We start from the raw sequence: 17,684 nt of genomic DNA on the forward strand, positions 1-17,684 counted from the left end.
ATAATAATTAGTTTAACTACTATTGCCTATTTTAAGTTTTCCGCAAACCACGTCCTGAGTCAAGAGCAAGAGGCGGAAAAAAAATATTTTATTAACAAAAAGATACAATAATCCTTTAGAATCAACAAACTAGTCTGTAACTATTGGTAGAGATAATTTTTAATTTATTTATTTAATTTGAGCAATTTGAGCAATAAGCTCGGATAATAAAATCTATTATGTGTAGACCTTAGAGCTAAAAATGATTATCGACAAAGCAGCTAATCCAATCAAAGTTGGCGTTATGGGTTTTGGAGGTTTAGGACAGGCAGCAGCCAGGATTTTAGATCCTAAAGGAGAGATGACCCTAGTAGCAGCAGCAGATCAAAAAGGCTATGCCTACAACCCTACGGGATTAAATTTGAATACAGCAATCTCCACCTATAACAACCGATATTCGGTGGGTTACTTAGATGAATGGGGGACTCTAAGCAACAACAGTATTGAAGATCTAATCACCCATAATAGGGCAGTAGATGGCTACTTTTTGGCTTTGCCCAATCTACCTAATACTTTTATGGCAGATGTTGCCAGGAAGTTTATCAATTCAGGATGGCAAGGAGTTTTGGTAGATGCCCTTAAACGCACTAGCGCGGTTGAACAATTATTAGAATTGCAATCTGATTTACAACAGGCGGGAATTACATATTTAACAGGGTGTGGTGCAACTCCTGGATTATTAACAGCAGCAGCAGCAGTAGCAGCACAAAGCTATGCCGAAATTCATAGCGTTAAGATTACCTTTGGTGTAGGTATTGCTAATTGGGAGGCTTATCGGGCAACTATCAGAGAAGATATTGCTCATATGCCAGAATACGATGTCGAAACAGCCAGAGCAATGAGCGATCGCGAAGTTGCCCAGTTGTTAGATAAAACTGACGGTATTATTTCCCTAGAAAACATGGAACACGCCGACGATATCATGTTGGAGTTAGCAGGAATATGCGATCGCAGTCGAGTTACCGTTGGTGGGGTGGTAGATACTCGTAACCCGAAAAAACCCCTCAGTACTAATGTCAAAGTTACAGGACGTACTTTTGAAGGAAAAATATCTACCCATACTTTCAGCTTGGGAGATGAAACTAGTATGGCAGCTAACGTGTGTGGTCCAGCTTTTGGTTATCTCAAAGCTGGTATAGCTTTAAACCGTCGTGGTATTACTGGCTTATTTACCGCAGCCGAAATTATGCCTCAGTTTGTAAGATAGCTAGTAAGCAATTCAACTCTCGCGGTGGGGGTCACACGCGGGCAAGCCCTTTGTGCTCCGCAGACGATGGCGCGGATGCGCTGTACTCAACGCGAAGCGTTGTGCAGCCATCGCTTCAACAAAGGCGCACTTCCGCATGTAGCCGTTGCGGGTCTGCGACCCGTTGCGAGTCAGCGCGTTGCGGTGAAGCAGTTGCCTTGGGCGGGTTTCCCGACTTGAGCAAAGGCACGAACCCGAAGGGGGGTTCCCCCCGTCTTCTGCGACTGACGAGGGCGAGGCATCTCGGCAAGAAAGGGGTACTAGATGCGGACAAGTCCTTTCTCGCATCTAGCCCTTTGTCTCATGAGCGAGTGAATCAAAAAAGGCTTAAAGCCTTTGTATTCAAAAAGCTTGTCTTGAGACAGTTGTTCATGGGGGAAACCCCGCCGTGAGAGTGGAACAAGCCCCCTAAACGGGGGCGTTTCCTCTCACGAAGACCACACTGTCTCGCTGTTCCACACCCGCGCTTTAGACGTCGCTTTTTGTATAATTACCTTTAATTATCAAAATTGTTTGAATGGCGATCGCAGCAGGAATTAGCTTGACCCCCTTTTTCTTAGCATTTCGCTGCTAGAGCCAACTGTTTGTCTACCCTTTAAATTCTTTGTCACCCCGTGAAGCAAAAATGTATATAAATAGACACTATAGTAATAGTAGTCAAAAAAAATAGTATAGATCGGTGTCTTGGATTACACTAAAGACGACTAAAGCTCGCTGGGAGGCAGAGTTGATGCAGCAAATATTGACTGCTTATGATATTCCTAGTCGCGTCCTTAATATTGGCGCGGGTATTTATTTTGGAGAGGGAAGTCAAGCAGCATTACAGGTAAGATCTAAAGATCAGTGGACAGCTTTATTGCTTTTAAGTCCTCCAGAAGATAATCCAGAAAGCTGAAACTTTATAAAAAAACTTAAATTATGTCTTCTTTATTTGATTGGTTCGCCAACCTCAGAAAAACAGAACTACCGATGCAAAAGCTGCAAGAGAGAGAAATTGCTGATGGACTATGGACAAAATGTACTGCTTGTGCTTCTGTGGCATATACAAAAGATTTACAGGCTAACCAATTAGTTTGTCCTGAATGCGATTATCATAATCAAGTTGATAGTGACGAAAGAATCAGGCAATTGATCGATGCTAATACATGGAAACCTCTAAACGAAAATATTAGACCAATTGATCCCCTGATATTTCGCGATCGCAAAGATTATCAGGCAAGATTACAGGACTATCAGGCAAAAACAGGTCTAACTGATGCGGTGACAACAGGTACGGGTTTAACTGATGGTCTACCTATTTCTTTGGGGGTGATGGATTTTCGCTTTATGGGTGGCAGCATGGGATCCGTAGTCGGAGAAAAGCTTTGTCGTCTAATTGAACACGCTACTGCCGAAGGATTTCCCGTAGTAATTATTTGTGCTTCTGGTGGAGCAAGAATGCAGGAAGGTATGTTTAGCCTAATGCAAATGGCAAAAATTTCAGGAGCTTTGCAACGTCACCAAGAAGCAAAATTACTATATATTCCTGTGTTAGCTCATCCTACTATGGGAGGAGTTACCGCTAGCTTTGCTATGTTAGGAGATATTATTATAGCTGAACCTAAAGCTACTATTGGTTTTGCAGGTAGACGGGTAATAGAACAAACTTTGAGAGAAAAGTTACCCGAAGGATTCCAAACCTCTGAATATTTATTAGAACATGGTTTTATTGATTCAATTGTGCCCCGCACTCAGCTAAAAAAGACTTTGGCGCAGTTGATTAGTCTGCATCAGCCTTTTTATGCTCTAATGTCTCCTATAGAACAAAAATATCATTCAGAAGTGAGTGAAACCGTCTAAATAGCACAATTAAAGTAATGTTTATCAGCTTAAAACGATCGTTACCGAGAATCTTTTTGGTAATGGCGATCGCCTTAATTTCATGTCCTCAATCTCTTACCGCCAAGACTATGACTTTGAATCAAACTGAAATTGACCAGAAAATTCAAACCTTACCCCAATGGCAGCAACAAGACCAAACCATTACTCGTACCTTTAAATTTAAAAACTTTGTCCAGGCGATCGATTTTGTCGATAAACTAGTTAAACCAGCAGAAGCAGCACAACATCATCCCGACTTAGAAATTTCCTATAACAAAGTAAAAGTTTCTCTCACTTCCCATGATGCAGGAGGACTAACCCAAAAAGATTTTGACATGGCTCAAACCATTTCTAAATTAGCTAATTAAAAGTTAATGAGGACTAAAAATTTTTCCTTGTCCTTCATTCCTTCAGATAAATCAGTATTAAGTTTGCATTACCTCATTTTTTGAATACGTCTGCTTTTGTTTTCTATGCAGCAGTTTTTTACCAAAAAATCAAAATTCCTGGTTAGCTTATGCTTCACGTTAATCTTCAGCTTGTGTATAGCTTATTTTTTTTCTGGTACAACTTCTGCTAGCACAGTAGTCAAGCAAGCGGAAATTTATAAAATACGTAATTAAGTAGACATAAATCATCAAGATAAACCAAACTGGAATCAGGCTAAAATAGGTGATGTAATTGTACCCAGAGATTCTATACGTACTAATGCCGACTCCCGTGCTGATATCCTATTTAACGAAGGTACGATAGTAAGAACAGGTGCAGAAACTACCTTTCGCTTTCCTCAAGGTAAACGTAATTTTGAATTGACTAGTGGTGCTGCGCTGGTCATGATCCGTCCAGAACAGGGACAAAGCACTATTAATACTCCTCAAGCTAAAGTGGTTTCTAAGGGAACAGCCTTATTTGTCCAGCATGATTCTCAGGTCAATGCTTCTTTGATCGGAGTTTTGACCTGAGAATCATGCGGGTTTAGTGAAAGTGTCTAATGCTAATGGAGAAATTACTATTCGGTTACAGGCTGGTCAGTTTGTTTCTATAATTCAGGGAGTAGTTGGTTTGGTAGAGCAATTTGTCCTGCCTATGTTCTATGAAACTATAGAATTGGCTGCGGGATTAGGATTAAATCCCCAGGAAACTGAAGCAACAATTGCTAAAGAACTGCCAGAGGTTCAGACCACTATTAGAGAAGTCCAGGCAGAAGCTATTGAACCCCTAAAAAATCATCTAGCATTGCTTGAGGGTTTTTGTCAACTCGGCGTAGAAGCAAAGAATTTATCGCCATTGCTTCAGCTTTTTGGCATTGGAGTTTCTGGAGTAAAAGTGAATTTGGAAATACCGAAAACAGATTTGTTTATAGTTCCCTTTCGTTCCCTAAGCGGTATAACTTGGTTAGGGCAATACTGTAAAGCAAATCAAACACTTCCAGGATTTGAATCAAATAAATAGTTGCCAAAAAATTAAGCTATAAAAGATTTATTTGAATGTTGATTAAAAGCTGAAATATAAGGCTTTTGATCGACATAACTATTATTTATAGACGTTAATTAATAATCACCGTTTGAAAACTTCTCTACACAGCGGACAAATATCTCTACACCCATTCCTAAAGCTGTTTCATCAAAGTCAAAGCGAGGATGATGATGGGGATAGGCTAAACCCTTATCGGGATTGGCTGAACCCAAAAAGAAATAGCATCCAGGCACTTCCTGCAAAAAGAAAGACATATCTTCTCCTCCCATAGTTTGGCACTCTGGCACAACTCCCATGGGGGTTTCTACTACTTCTGCTGCCACTGAGCGCACCAATTCGGCGATCGCACTATCGTTAACTGTAGGTGGATATAGCTGCCAGTGATTTAGTTCATAGTTTGCGCCGTGCATTTGACAGATACCGGCAATGATAGCTTCTAGCCTTTTACCAATAAGAGTTTCTAATTCAGGATTAAAATAGCGAATCGTGCCACTCATCCTGGCGGTATCGGCGATCACGTTCAATGCTGTACCTGCGTGTAACTCACCTACGGTTACTACCGCAGCGTCTAAAGGCTTGACATTACGCGAAACAATAGTTTGCAAAGCATTAACAATTTGACTAGCAACCACAATTGAGTCTACGGTTTGATCGGGCATTGCCCCATGACCACCTTTACCTAAAATCGACACACGAAAACACTCTACGGCTGCCATTAATGCACCACTACGAACTCCTATAGTGCCTAGAGGCAAATTATTCCACAGATGTAAGCCGATAATTGCATCCACTTCAGGATTGTGTAACACTCCCGCTTCAATCATCGGTTTTGCTCCCCCTGGACCTTCTTCGGCGGGTTGGAAGATAATTTTTACTGTCCCCTGCCAGCTATCTTTGTGGTTCGAGAGATAGTAAGCTGTACCAAGAGCGATCGCCGTATGTCCATCATGTCCGCAAGCGTGCATCCTGCCTTCATGTTGCGATCTATAGGAAACCTCGTTTGCTTCTTGGATTGGTAAAGCATCCATATCGGCACGAATAGCCAAGACTTTGCCAGGAAAATTACTGATAATAGTGGCGACAATACCAGTTTTGGCAATACCTATTTCATGGGGAATATTCCACGACTGAAGTTTTTCTTGGATAAATTTTGCCGTAATCTGTTCTTGGAAAGCTAATTCTGGTTTCTGATGTAGGCTACGTCGCCACTCAACTAAATTTAGCTGCAAGTTGCGTATTTCAGAGCGAATTTGGCTTAAATCAACGGATTTGGCTTCTTTTACCGTGAAGATCATATTTTAACATCCAGAAATTATCTTAGTTTTTAATAGAACTATGAGATAGGTATATTTTAATAGCCTTTATCAAAGGCAGTTTAGAAAATAATAGCAATTTAAATTAAAGACATAACATAGATTATCTCACCAATTTTTTCTGGCACTATCATTTTATCTATTACATCTACAGATGATTTATATTCGTATTTTAAATCGTGGTGGAGGATTGAATAAAGCGATCGCTCTTATTAAAGACAATCTTCTCTTCTTGAAATGGCTTTTCGATCGTTTATCCCATATCAAAATATATTCTTATGTTACTATAACGATATATCGCGATATATCAAATAAACAATAATTCAAAAACGACAACTATGAGGTCAACTATGTTTGAATACTTCGATTCGCGCTTTTCGCCAGCATGGGCTGGAGAAAATTTTGACATTCAGTTTTTCGCCAGTGAGAAATTTGCAGGAAGACGAAGAGGATTTGGTGGCAGGTGGAGGGATGAGCCTCGTACCCGTCGTGGTGAAATAAAGTTTATTTTGCTTAGCTTGCTATCTGAGCGACCCCAGCACGGTTATGAACTGATAAAAGAGTTAGAAAATCGTCGCGGTGGTTTTCGTCGCCTTAGTCCAGGATCGGTGTATCCAAAGCTGCAAATGCTAGAAGAAAAGGGTTATTTAACTAGCGAGCAAATCGATGACAAACGTGTCTACACCATTACAGACAGTGGTAGACAGCTATTGGATGAGCGCGAACAACAGCTTGGTTCAGAAAAAGTTTACGGTAACTCTACAGCGAAGGAGTCTTCTGAATTAATCGAGTTGCGGCGTACTTTGACAGAGTTGAATGATGCTGTTACACACGCTGCTCGAAGTGGTAACCCCGAACAGACAAATCAAGTGCGCGATCTTTTGGTTCAGGTTAAGCGTGAAATTTACAAGCTCTTGTCACAGATGTAGAGGAGTAGAGGAAACAATAGTAATCTTTCAACTCAACCACAGGATTACTGTAGCTACTTTATTTTTGGCAAGGGAGGCAAGGGATCGGCTTCCAAGGAAACCTCATAACGGCTTTTAACCGCACCAGTATTGTTCCAAGGAGGATGCCAGTAACTTTCTTGAATAACTGTTTTAGTAGTTGACCAGCGAAACTTGACCAAACTGAGGTTATTTCTGCCGATAACTTCTGAACCCTCCTGTAACCAAGAATTGCGCCACAGCCAAAAAATCAAGCTAGCAATAAACTTCTGCCAAAGACTAAGAGCAACAGGACTACGAGAACTATATCCTTTAGGGGTAAGTTTTTCCTGGGACTGCTGCCAAGATAATGATTGGGCTGGCTGTCTTTTGCACCATTCAATACGATATTGCCAATCAGGAAGTGAATTTGAGTCATCTAAATACTGTTGCTTTTGTTTCGAGCCAGAGGGGGAAATTTCTTTCAGCTTTAAAGGGTTATTCCATCCCAACCAGCTTTCAGTTTTTTCGGGAAACAAAGATTTAAGTTTGGTATGCGCCACGCGAGTAGCCATCTCGGAATTTTTAATCGCGCTGGAGGTAAGCTGGACTAATACAGAACCTTCAGGTGCATCATAAAACCAATGAGAAAAACGTACTGCACAACTGTAGTGAATATCTCCTGAGAGAATAATTACTCGCTGACGTTGTTGACAAAGAGTAAGTAATAGCTGGGCAAAAGCGTCGGCGTGAAAATTCCAAGAATCTCCCACATCACTATGAAATACACGACCGCGACTTAATTCAAATTGCTGAATGCGATCGATAATGCCTAAGGCAACTAAGTTTGTCGGTAAAATAATTATAGTGGCTTCAATTTCTGCTTTACTTTGGCTCAAAGGGCTTTCTAGCTGTTGTTCAAAAGCTCTAGGGCATAGTAACATAGGCGGTTCTAGACCTTTATCTTCTTCAGGAGGGTAACCGCGCCAAGTACGGGTGTCTAGCACAATAACTTCATGTTTATAGCTGCTGACGCTGTAGTGCCAGGGAATAGCTTCACTGTCTCGCGCCAGGATAACTACGTCTGCGTCGGTTTCTAATCGAGGTAATCCTGTTGACGGGTCAGTAGCAGGAATGCCCAAATAGCGATCGCATTTTTGTTTTGCCCACACATCTTGACCTTTTGAAGCTAACCACTTAGAGGCTAGTTGCAGTAGCTTTTCTCCTCCTGTTGCCTCTGCAAACTTTTGGGGTGTGTTACCCCAGGCTTGAAACAAACCATAAGCCAATAAACCATTCTGAACAATTCTTTTGCCTAAAGGCTTCCCTAAAACGCGATCGCACCATTGCCGATTCAGATACCAATCATCGCTAATGTCATGGTCATCGCAAATAGTATACACGGGAATATTAGCTAATGCTCGCCTGACGCAGTTTGAATCCTTGACAAAGCTATTTATATCTTCAAGTTCTTGTTGCCAATGATGTGACTTCTTGCTGTCTTTGAATAAACTTTTGCCAGAGGGAAAATCTACAGGCATCAATACTGGCGACCAAGCCAACAAGTAAGCAGCAGCATATTCACCAAAGCTAAATAAATGGCTTTTAGCTTTTTGGGGGGTTTTTTCTAGCATGGCAGTCAATCCCCCTTCAATACGGGCAATCTCTGCGCGTTTACCTGGAATTATCTCGTTAGCCAAGATTGTTCCTTCTATTAGAGGTAACTCTTCCGACCAACCAAACAAAAGTTGATTAATACCTTGAGCTAGCCAAAGAATAGGATCGGCAACATCATCACCGTATATCTGATCTCCTGTGAGAAATAGCTGATGAGGTCTTTCGGTTGCTAAATGTGCTGATTCTAGAATTAAATTGTCTAAATAAGATAGAGTGTCTTTACCACCACCATGAGGCTTACGACAAGAGCCATGAACGATTTTTAGCTGGTTTAAATCAGCGGGTGGTAGAGAAAAAGTAGGAAGCTGATGGGAAAAATAACTCAGGCTATAGCTGCTGGTTTGGATATCGTCGAGTAGGCTGTAACCATTGCCATCGCAGTAAACATTATAAGCATAAATTTCGCCTGATTGAAGGGATTTACCGCCCGTGGCTTTGGCGGTGATGGCAACTATATGAAGATGTTCACCTAATTGGATTGTGTCGCGCTGACCTTGGAATATTAGTTCACTAATGGCTTGACCTTCGTTTTCTGTCTCATATACTTGCAGCAAAAGCGATTGCGCTTTTTTTAATGCCAACCAAACAGTAATGCTGTCTGCTTCTGTACGTCGTAAAATTGGACCAGCTAAAATTAGAGGCAGATCTTTAATATCTGGTAAATATTCAAAAACAATCTGTGAATTCAATGTTTCAATATTTAAAAATTATATTTTAATTTAAAAAGTCTTGATGTTTTCTTTAATTATTACATCAAACACTTTACTAAAAAATGCTTAAAATGCTTACCCATCAACAAAAAAGGCTTAGCTACTCCAAACCTTTGCATAAATTAAATAAGCTATAAGTAAAAATTACTAATTAACTTAATCAATCGCTTTTTTGATGTTATCTTTAACGTTTTCTACACTATGCTGGACTTGAGCTTCTGCTTGTTTATCTCGTCCTTCAACTTTGTCTTGAGGATTACCCGTAACTTCGCCCACTGCCTCTTGGACTTTACCTTCAACGTTTTTGGCAGTAGCTTTAACTCTATCTTCAATACTCATTATTATAGTCCTCTTCGTATTAAAATTATTACAATAATATCACATATTAAATTATTGAGCCAACTTAACAATTTCTGATTATTTACTCAAAGATTGATTCTAAAGATATACCAAATAATGCGATCGCTGTTGGTAATTCCTGTTGAGTTTATCGAAGAGTTTAGACTTGTTTGATTGTAAATTATGCACATTAATATTTGCTGATTTGTTGGTTAGTTTTTCCCAGCAATATCTTATTGTTTCTTCAGATCTTCCTCATCATTATCTAAGTGACCTAGCTCAATATAGTAATTGAATCAAGCAAAGAATGATTCAAAACTAAAATTAATTTATAGGAACAAGATCATGAAACTATCTTCAATTATCACTTTATCAGTATTAACAACTATCGGTTTTTCTTCCCCCTTATTGGCTCAAGAGAAAGTTACTACCAACAGTCAAGAAGCACATAATATCGTCGAAGTTAGTCCGTCTAATTTAGTATCAGCAGCCTATCAAGGTCGTTTTACAGATCAAGGAATTCCTTCTGGTGGCAGATTTATTAGCGCAATTAAAACTAACAAATTACAACCTAGAGATTTAGTTAAAACTGCCATCTCAGCAGGTAGGCTATCAGAAGCTACTCTCAACGATCAAAGTTATTTACATAGTGTAAGAACTCTCGCTGACCATCTGGATACAAACTAGCTATTTTGTTAATACTTTCTAACTTTCAGTTGAGATTGACATTCTGAACAAAAACAATAGTAGTAGTTAGTCAAGGCTGAACGTTCTTCTTAAAATTAAATCTTAAGCTAAAAGCCCCAAACTTATTTTTTAGGGCTTTTAGCTTGGATGCAGTTCCAAGTTTTTAGGTAAATGGCAAATAAATAGTTTGATAAGGGGTAGTTTATAATCCATCGATTCAAATACTACAGTGTGGTGTGGACAGAAATATAGTCAACGATCTTTAATTCTGATGCCATATTATCGATCCACACTAGGTAGTTTTAAAATTATCCACCGCAGGTAAACACCATGCCTATTAACTGATGAGTTAGAGGCAAGGTATCAATAATCATCGCCACGCACAATAACATCATATAGAAGATGGAATACTTAAACATCCCCCGCGCTAACTGATTGCTAGTTGGATCTTGCTTTAATTCCCAAGCCTTGTAGATAAACTTATAGCCGAGATAAGTTGCGATCGCACCATAAACAATACCCAAATTCCCTACAGGATACATTAACAATAGGCTACAGGGAACTACTAACAGAGTATAAACCCAGATTTGCTTAACAGTTTCTGCTTCTCCTTTAACTACAGGCAACATTGGTATTCCCACTTCGGCATAGTCTTCTTTGATCATCAGTGCCAAAGCCCAAAAATGAGGAGGAGTCCACAGAAAGATGATGCCAAACAATAACCAGGGGATTAAGCCTAGACTGCCTGTTACCGCAGCCCAACCAACCAAAGGTGGAATTGACCCCGCAGCACCACCAATCACAATGTTTTGGGTCGTGTGTCGCTTTAGCCAATGAGTATAAATGAGCATATAAAAAATAATGCCAGACATTGCCAATAATGCTGCCAATAAATTAGCAAACAAAGTTAGCAACGAAAATGAAAGTATGCCTAACACGGCAGCAAAAATTAGAGCGTGACGAGGCTGCACCTTACCTGAAGGGATTGGACGCTTGCGTGTCCGAGTCATGGTGTAGTCAATATCTTGGTCGTAGATGCAGTTGAGTACTTGAGCCGAAGCTGCTGCTAATGTACCCCCTAATAAAGTAACTAATAGTAAAATTGGGTCTACTCTGCCCTCAGAAGCAATCCACATTGATGCAGCCGTGGTGATTAGCAGCAAGGGAATGATACGGGGTTTGGTTAGCTGATAATAGCTTTTAACCACTTCAGCTAAATTTTGATTTTGGCGGGCTAGACTTGTCCCTGTCATTATGATTTTCCCTTTAATTTATGGTGATTATATGTAAAGTAGTGTAAAGTATTTTTGATTTTATTGAGCGATCGCCTGTTGTTTCTGATCTCGTATAGCTAACACCGTAAAAGCAACTAATACTCCTAACAAACTCGCACCTACCGCCTGATGAGTAACTGTTAAAGGCTCAACCTGAAGGTGCAGTTTGAACGTAGCAAACCCCAGTAAAATTTGGATGCTAACTAATACTGCTGCTGCGTTAGCTAAAATACGCAGATTTTTATGTAAGCCAGGAGTTTTCTTAGCAAACCAAACCAAGGCAATGGTTGCCAAAGTAGGGGGAACAACTCCTAAAATATGGGCATTCATGATGTTACACAGTTGAGAACCTCCAAAACACTGATGCAATGCCCAACGGGAGCCAACTAAACCTCCTAAAATACTTTGCAGATAAACTAAAGCTGCTGCGCTCAAGCCTAACCAACTTAGTTTTGCTGCGGTTTTTGTTCCCTGATAAGGCAGCAGGGCAGTTCCCATAATGATTAAGGTTGTAAAAAATAGTAATGCTGTGCCTAGATGTGCTGTAACAATATCAAAACGCAATAGCTGAGTAACTGTAAGTCCGCCTAAAATACCCTGAAAAACAATGAGAAATAGGGCAAAGGTAGCAGCCCAAGGCAGCCATTTTGGCAATAGGCGACGATACCACCAGGATAAACCAGATAAGGCGATCGCACTAATTCCTATCAAAGCAGCATCTAAACGATGAAACCATTCTAAAAACACCTGGAGGTTCATCTGTCGGGTTGGTACAAGCTGACCATAACATAAAGGCCAGTCTGGACAGGCTAACCCCGCGTTCATAACCCTAGTGGCACTGCCTACAGCCATCAAAAGTAGTGTGGCGATCGCCATTTTCCAAACTAAACGGCGAATCCAAACTTGGGGTCGGGGAAGTTCTTCTCTGTTGCTGGTTTGTGGTTGAAAAGTTGATTCTGTCATTGCACACTTGACTAATTAAATGGAAAAAAACTTTACCAAACTTATAATAGTATTCGCTTGAAATTCAAACTATAAACTATTATTTTTTCTTAGGTCTTGTCTTACTTTCCTCTACTAATACTTTAACGACCTTTTTCTGATAGGTTGATCATTTTAGATATTCTTCAGATTAGATTGGTGAAGCCTTTGACAAAACTCCAAACTTTATAAAGAAAAAATTAAATTTTGCGAACAGAAGCAAACTTATAGACTAGGGCAATAGTTGTGGTTTTATAGATCCCAAACAAATAATAAAGAATTAAACTTAGCAGTTAGAACTTGAGCATCAAACCTACCTATCTTCTGGAAATTTGCTTTACCCTAATAAATAGACAACAAAATATTTTTAGCTGAAATTTTAGTATTATTTATCTCAAAAATTTCCATTCACAAGTAATAAACTGTAGATAAAGCCAATAAATCAGATCCTAAAAGAAGATCCGCTAACACCAATTTTTGTAAACATTATCCAACATCTATCAACGTGAATATTCCTGGTAACATAATTACTCTCATCGCTGGAATTGCGATGACCTTAATAAGTCTGTGGTATGGACAAAATCATGGGCTTCTTCCTGTAGCAGCATCTAGTGATGCAGGAGATGTGGATGAACTCTTTAACTTTATGATGACCATTGCCACTGGTTTATTTCTTTTAGTAGAAGGGGTATTAGTTTACTCCCTATTTAAATTTCGTCGCCAAAAAGGTGATACCACTGATGGGCCTCCAATAGAGGGGAATGTTCCTCTAGAGATTGTCTGGACTGCCATACCTACAGTAATTGTTTTTATTCTCTCCATTTATAGTTTTGAAATATACAACCGTATGGGGGGATTAGATCCAATGGCAGCAGGAGATTCTGGTCCTCAGTTAGCCCATGCCCATCATCACTCAGAATTAGTGGCTTTAGATCCGAGTAGGCAGAATATTGCTTTAGGTTTAGGCGTTTCTCCAGACTCCGATCAAGGTATAAACCCTCTAGAAGTAAAGGTTAATGGTATTCAATACGCCTGGATATTTACCTATCCAGAAAGTGGCGTAATTTCAGGAGAAATACACGTTCCCGTTGATCGCCCTGTAGCATTGAACATGACGGCGGGCGACGTAATTCATGCCTTCTGGCTGCCTGAATTTAGGATCAAGCAGGACGTAATTCCTGGTAGGGAAACTAAGTTGGTCTTTACACCTAATAAAGTCGGGGAATATCCTGTGGTGTGTGCCGAACTTTGTGGCGCATATCATGGCGGAATGAAAACTCGGCTTTATGTAGATAGCGAGGAAGACTATCAAAAGTGGATTCAGGAAAATACTTTTGCTATGAATAGTGATAATGAATCCGTAGCCATGAATCCTGCACCCAATGCTGATGCCGAATTTTTAGCACCATATGCTAAAGATATTGGAGTAGATGCAAATGCTTTAGCACAATTGAAGCCTTAGTTTTGTTGGGTTACGCTACAAAAAGAACAAACTTATTTATCTTTGATACTTAAAAGTTAGTCGCTGACCCAACCTAAGAGAAATAGGTAGATAAAAAAGCTAAAAGCTAAAAGCTTCCAAAATAGATAAATCAGGTTTTATAAATTACATACAGAATGAGTACAACACTAGAAAGAAATGTCCCGACTACAATAGACGGACATGATGAACATCCCCAAAGAAAGTGGCAAGATTACTTTGGCTTTAGTACCGATCATAAAGTAATAGGTATTCAATATTTAACTACTGCTTTCCTTTTCTACTTTATCGGTGGCGCATTAGCCGAAGTAATGCGGACTGAACTTTCTACCCCCGATCCTGATTTTGTGCAACCTGAATTTTATAATCAGCTTTTGACTATGCACGGAACAATTATGTTGTTTCTGTGGATTATCCCTGCGGGGGCAGCATTTGCTAATTATTTGATTCCCTTGATGATTGGGGCAGAAGATATGGCATTTCCCCGTCTTAATGCCGTGGCATTTTGGATGATCCCCCCAGGCGGTATTTTATTGCTGAGTAGCTTCTTTAACGGTGCGCCTCAAGCTGGCTGGACTTCTTATCCACCTTTGAGTCTGGTAAGTGGTAAATCGGGAGAAGAGATTTGGATCCTCAGTATTTTGATCTTGGGAACATCTTCGATGTTGGGGGCAATTAACTTTGTCACTACTATCCTGCTAATGCGGATTCCCGATATGGACATTCACAGTATGCCTTTGTTTTGCTGGTCAATGTTAGCAACTTCAGGCTTGATCTTAATTGGTACTCCCGTATTAGGAGCAGCTTTAATCTTGCTTTCCTTCGATCTGCTTGCAGGCACGGCATTTTTCAATCCTGCGGGGGGTGGCGATCCAATAGTTTACCAGCATATGTTCTGGTTTTATTCTCATCCTGCTGTATATATTATGATTTTGCCCTTTTTTGGGGCAATTTCCGAGATTTTGCCAGTTCATGCTCGTAAACCAGTCTTTGGATATAGAGCGATCGCCTATTCTAGTTTGGCAATTAGTTTCTTAGGCTTAATTGTCTGGGCGCACCATATGTTCTCTAGTGGTACTCCTGGCTGGTTGCGGATGTTCTTTATGGCAACCACCATGATTATTGCCGTGCCTACAGGGATTAAGGTATTTAGCTGGTGTGCGACTATTTGGGGTGGAAAACTCAGCCTCAACAGTGCCTTTATTTTTGCAGTTGGTTTTCTTTCGTCCTTTTTAATTGGCGGTTTAAGTGGAGTTATGTTGGCTGCTGTGCCGTTTGACATCCACGTCCACGACACATACTTTATTGTGGCTCACTTCCACTATGTTCTCTTTGGCGGTTCGGTGTTTGGCTTATTTGCAGCGGTCTATCATTGGTTTCCTAAAATGACTGGGCGGATGGTTAATGAAACCCTGGGTCAGATTCACTTTATTATGACTTTTGTAGGCTTCAACATTACCTTTCTACCCATGCACCAATTGGGCTTACAGGGTATGAACCGTCGTATTGCCCTTTACGATCCTCAGTTTCAGACTCTCAACATAGTCTGTACTATTGGATCATATATTCTGGCACTATCTACCTTCCCCTTCATAATTAATATTGTTTGGAGTTTGTATAAAGGCAAAAAAGCTGGTCGCAACCCTTGGCGCGCATTAACTTTAGAATGGCAAACTGCTTCCCCACCAATTATTGAAAACTTTGAAGAAGAGCCTGTATTATGGGCGGGACCTTATGATTATGGTGTAGATAGCGAAAGTATCGATGGGGATGAAGACGTAGAAGATATGTTGGCAGCCGTAACGGCAGAAGGGCGATAGAAAGGGATAGCGGTCAGACCCCGCGTCGTCCGAAGGCGCAAGGGAATGCTGACCAAGACAGGGATGAAGAAAGAAACAGTTTTACTTCAACCTGATTTCCTCATCTCCTGACTAATAACTAACAACTAATAACTGTCTTAACCAATCAATTAGAACAAAATCAGTTAATTTAATATGCAAGGTTCAACAGTAGATAATAAATCACAAATAGCGAATGCGAAGCTAGCCGTAGGCATCGCCTCCGAACAAGAAGCGGATCATGGACATCATGGACATCCCGATTATCGAATGTTTGGTCTGTATATCTTTCTTGTTTCCGATAGTATGACCTTTATCGGTTTTTTTGCTGCGTTGCTCATCTATCGAGCGATTATGCCAGTCTGGCCTCCTGAAGGTATGCCAGAATTAGAGTTGCTGATCCCAATTATCAATACCTCGATCCTCGTAGCTAGTAGTTTTGTGATGCATCGAGGACAAACTGCTCTTAAAAATAACGACGTTAAAGGTTTACAAACTTGGTTTGGCATCACTGCCGCTATGGGCGCAGTGTTCTTAGCTGGACAAATATATGAGTATTCTCATGCCGAGTTTGGTTTAACTACTAATCTTTTTGCTAGTTGCTTTTATGTCTTGACTGGATTCCACGGTCTACACGTAATGACAGGAGTATTATTAATTCTCTGTGTCTTGTGGCGATCGCGCGAAGAAGGACACTATTCTAGCAGCAGCCATTTTGGCGTAGAGGCAGCAGAGATATACTGGCACTTTGTTGATGTAATTTGGTTAGTGTTATTTGTCTTGGTATATCTGATTAATTAACACTAACAAGTTTGTTTTTGATCGCTCAAATTACTAATTATTCAGCAACGCCAAAACAAAAAATACTAAATCATTTTGTCCAAAATGATTTAGTATTAGGTTGCCTAGCTAACGCTAGGAAAATTTTGAGATATATACAAATTGTCCTCACCAAATTTAAGCAAGCCAGTCAATCGGCTATTAGCTACTCTACCAACCGAAGATTATCAACACCTTTTCCCCTATTTAGAACCAGTAAAGCTGACTCAAAATGAAATTCTTTATAATGCTGGAGAAGACTACAAATATGCTTACTTTCCCTCTCACTCAATTGTTTCTACCGTGGCGATTATGGAAAACGGTTCAACAATGGAGATTGGAATCATTGGCAATGAAGGCATGGTGGGACTGCCAATTATCTTGAATACTGGTTATACAAACTCTACCGCTATGGTTCAGGTGGGTGGCAATGGTTATCGAATTCCTGCCCTACGACTAAAAGCAGAGTTTAATCGCCAAGGAGCATTAAACTGTCTGCTGATGCGCTACATTCAAGCTCGAATAATCGAGGTTGGTCAAATTGCTGCCTGTAATCGCTATCACAACCTCGAGCAGCGATTTGCTTGTTGGTTGCTCATGCTACGAGACAGTCTTCAACAAGATGAATTCGGGTTAACTCAAAAATTTATCTCGCAAATGTTGGGAGTGCGCCGTACTGGTGTAACCGAAGTAGCTAACAAATTTAAAAAAGCAGACATTATTCACTATCAACGTGGCTTGATACGTATTGTCTCTCAAGAAAAGCTAGAAGCTCATGCCTGCGAATGTTACTGGCTAATTGCTAAAGAGTTTTCTCGGTTGCTCGATTGATTCACTATCGATAATTCGATTGCTATATTTAAAGGCGATCGCTTTTAAATATTATCGGGTAAGCTTTTCGACTCACCCGTCTTGCTCACGGTAAATAAAAAAATTGGCGTTGCTGATCAAGTAATGTCGTACAAAGGATGACTGTTGGTAGCTCTAAGCTCTAAGCTCTAAGCTTTTAAGAAACCATC

The 17,684-nt window shown here is 40.2% G+C and carries 17 protein-coding genes; 12 read left to right on the plus strand and 5 right to left on the minus strand.

Features of this window, described 5'->3' with window-relative positions; genetic code table 11:
• Positions 1 to 241 precede the first annotated feature (241 nt).
• The 6 genes from bioU to SLP02_RS18600 all read left to right on the plus strand — a co-directional run bounded on the left by bioU (position 242) and on the right by SLP02_RS18600 (position 4,597).
• A complete protein-coding gene (gene bioU, locus SLP02_RS18575; protein WP_319422216.1) occupies positions 242 to 1,246 on the plus strand; it encodes a (S)-8-amino-7-oxononanoate synthase BioU in 1,005 nt (334 codons plus the stop codon).
• A 718-nt stretch (positions 1,247 to 1,964) separates the two neighbouring features.
• Positions 1,965 to 2,180, plus strand: a complete 216-nt coding sequence (locus SLP02_RS18580) for a hypothetical protein (protein ID WP_319422217.1) — start codon at positions 1,965 to 1,967, stop codon at positions 2,178 to 2,180.
• A 23-nt stretch (positions 2,181 to 2,203) separates the two neighbouring features.
• A complete protein-coding gene (accD, locus tag SLP02_RS18585; RefSeq protein WP_319422218.1) occupies positions 2,204 to 3,124 on the plus strand; it encodes an acetyl-CoA carboxylase, carboxyltransferase subunit beta in 921 nt (306 codons plus the stop codon).
• 110 nt (positions 3,125 to 3,234) lie between these two features.
• Positions 3,235 to 3,513: a 4a-hydroxytetrahydrobiopterin dehydratase gene (locus tag SLP02_RS18590; RefSeq protein WP_413467400.1), complete on the plus strand. Its 279-nt coding sequence runs from the start codon at positions 3,235 to 3,237 to the stop codon at positions 3,511 to 3,513.
• A 381-nt stretch (positions 3,514 to 3,894) separates the two neighbouring features.
• Positions 3,895 to 4,107: a hypothetical protein gene (locus SLP02_RS18595; protein ID WP_319423704.1), complete on the plus strand. Its 213-nt coding sequence runs from the start codon at positions 3,895 to 3,897 to the stop codon at positions 4,105 to 4,107.
• Positions 4,108 to 4,129: 22 nt separating this feature from the next.
• Positions 4,130 to 4,597 (plus strand): hypothetical protein, encoded by a 468-nt coding sequence (locus tag SLP02_RS18600; RefSeq protein WP_319422220.1) that lies wholly within the window; start codon positions 4,130 to 4,132, stop codon positions 4,595 to 4,597.
• A 98-nt stretch (positions 4,598 to 4,695) separates the two neighbouring features.
• Here SLP02_RS18600 and SLP02_RS18605 read toward each other — a convergent pair whose 3' ends face one another.
• On the minus strand, positions 4,696 to 5,916 hold the full coding sequence (locus SLP02_RS18605; protein WP_319422221.1) for a M20 metallopeptidase family protein: 1,221 nt from the start codon (positions 5,914 to 5,916) through the stop codon (positions 4,696 to 4,698).
• 356 nt (positions 5,917 to 6,272) lie between these two features.
• On the opposite strand from SLP02_RS18605, the gene SLP02_RS18610 reads away from it, so the two are divergent.
• Positions 6,273 to 6,863 (plus strand): PadR family transcriptional regulator, encoded by a 591-nt coding sequence (locus tag SLP02_RS18610; RefSeq protein ID WP_319422222.1) that lies wholly within the window; start codon positions 6,273 to 6,275, stop codon positions 6,861 to 6,863.
• A gap of 53 nt (positions 6,864 to 6,916) precedes the next feature.
• On the opposite strand, the gene SLP02_RS18615 is transcribed toward SLP02_RS18610, so the two are convergent.
• The gene (locus tag SLP02_RS18615; protein ID WP_319422223.1) at positions 6,917 to 9,226 is read right to left on the minus strand and encodes a metallophosphoesterase family protein; all 2,310 of its coding nucleotides are present in this window, start codon (positions 9,224 to 9,226) and stop codon (positions 6,917 to 6,919) included.
• Positions 9,227 to 9,403: 177 nt separating this feature from the next.
• Positions 9,404 to 9,586 (minus strand): CsbD family protein, encoded by a 183-nt coding sequence (locus SLP02_RS18620; protein ID WP_319422224.1) that lies wholly within the window; start codon positions 9,584 to 9,586, stop codon positions 9,404 to 9,406.
• Between the two features lie 345 nt (positions 9,587 to 9,931).
• On the opposite strand from SLP02_RS18620, the gene SLP02_RS18625 reads away from it, so the two are divergent.
• A complete protein-coding gene (locus SLP02_RS18625; protein WP_319422225.1) occupies positions 9,932 to 10,273 on the plus strand; it encodes a hypothetical protein in 342 nt (113 codons plus the stop codon).
• Between the two features lie 308 nt (positions 10,274 to 10,581).
• Here SLP02_RS18625 and SLP02_RS18630 read toward each other — a convergent pair whose 3' ends face one another.
• Both SLP02_RS18630 and SLP02_RS18635 read right to left on the minus strand, forming a co-directional pair.
• Positions 10,582 to 11,526 carry a heme o synthase gene (locus SLP02_RS18630; protein ID WP_319422226.1) on the minus strand — a complete coding sequence of 315 codons (945 nt, stop codon included), beginning with the start codon at positions 11,524 to 11,526 and terminating at the stop codon, positions 10,582 to 10,584.
• A 60-nt stretch (positions 11,527 to 11,586) separates the two neighbouring features.
• The gene (locus SLP02_RS18635; protein WP_319422227.1) at positions 11,587 to 12,510 is read right to left on the minus strand and encodes a COX15/CtaA family protein; all 924 of its coding nucleotides are present in this window, start codon (positions 12,508 to 12,510) and stop codon (positions 11,587 to 11,589) included.
• Between the two features lie 523 nt (positions 12,511 to 13,033).
• Here SLP02_RS18635 and SLP02_RS18640 point away from each other — a divergent pair.
• The 4 genes from SLP02_RS18640 to SLP02_RS18655 all read left to right on the plus strand — a co-directional run bounded on the left by SLP02_RS18640 (position 13,034) and on the right by SLP02_RS18655 (position 17,496).
• On the plus strand, positions 13,034 to 13,990 hold the full coding sequence (locus SLP02_RS18640; RefSeq protein ID WP_319422228.1) for a cytochrome c oxidase subunit II: 957 nt from the start codon (positions 13,034 to 13,036) through the stop codon (positions 13,988 to 13,990).
• 155 nt (positions 13,991 to 14,145) lie between these two features.
• Positions 14,146 to 15,828 (plus strand): cytochrome c oxidase subunit I, encoded by a 1,683-nt coding sequence (gene ctaD / locus SLP02_RS18645; RefSeq protein ID WP_319422229.1) that lies wholly within the window; start codon positions 14,146 to 14,148, stop codon positions 15,826 to 15,828.
• A gap of 174 nt (positions 15,829 to 16,002) precedes the next feature.
• Complete coding sequence (locus SLP02_RS18650) at positions 16,003 to 16,647, plus strand: cytochrome c oxidase subunit 3 (RefSeq protein ID WP_413467242.1); 645 nt, start codon at positions 16,003 to 16,005, stop codon at positions 16,645 to 16,647.
• Between the two features lie 141 nt (positions 16,648 to 16,788).
• On the plus strand, positions 16,789 to 17,496 hold the full coding sequence (locus SLP02_RS18655) for a Crp/Fnr family transcriptional regulator (RefSeq protein WP_319422230.1): 708 nt from the start codon (positions 16,789 to 16,791) through the stop codon (positions 17,494 to 17,496).
• Positions 17,497 to 17,684 lie beyond the last annotated feature (188 nt).

The organism is Pleurocapsa sp. FMAR1 (genome assembly GCF_963665995.1).
GTDB lineage: Bacteria > Cyanobacteriota > Cyanobacteriia > Cyanobacteriales > Xenococcaceae > Waterburya.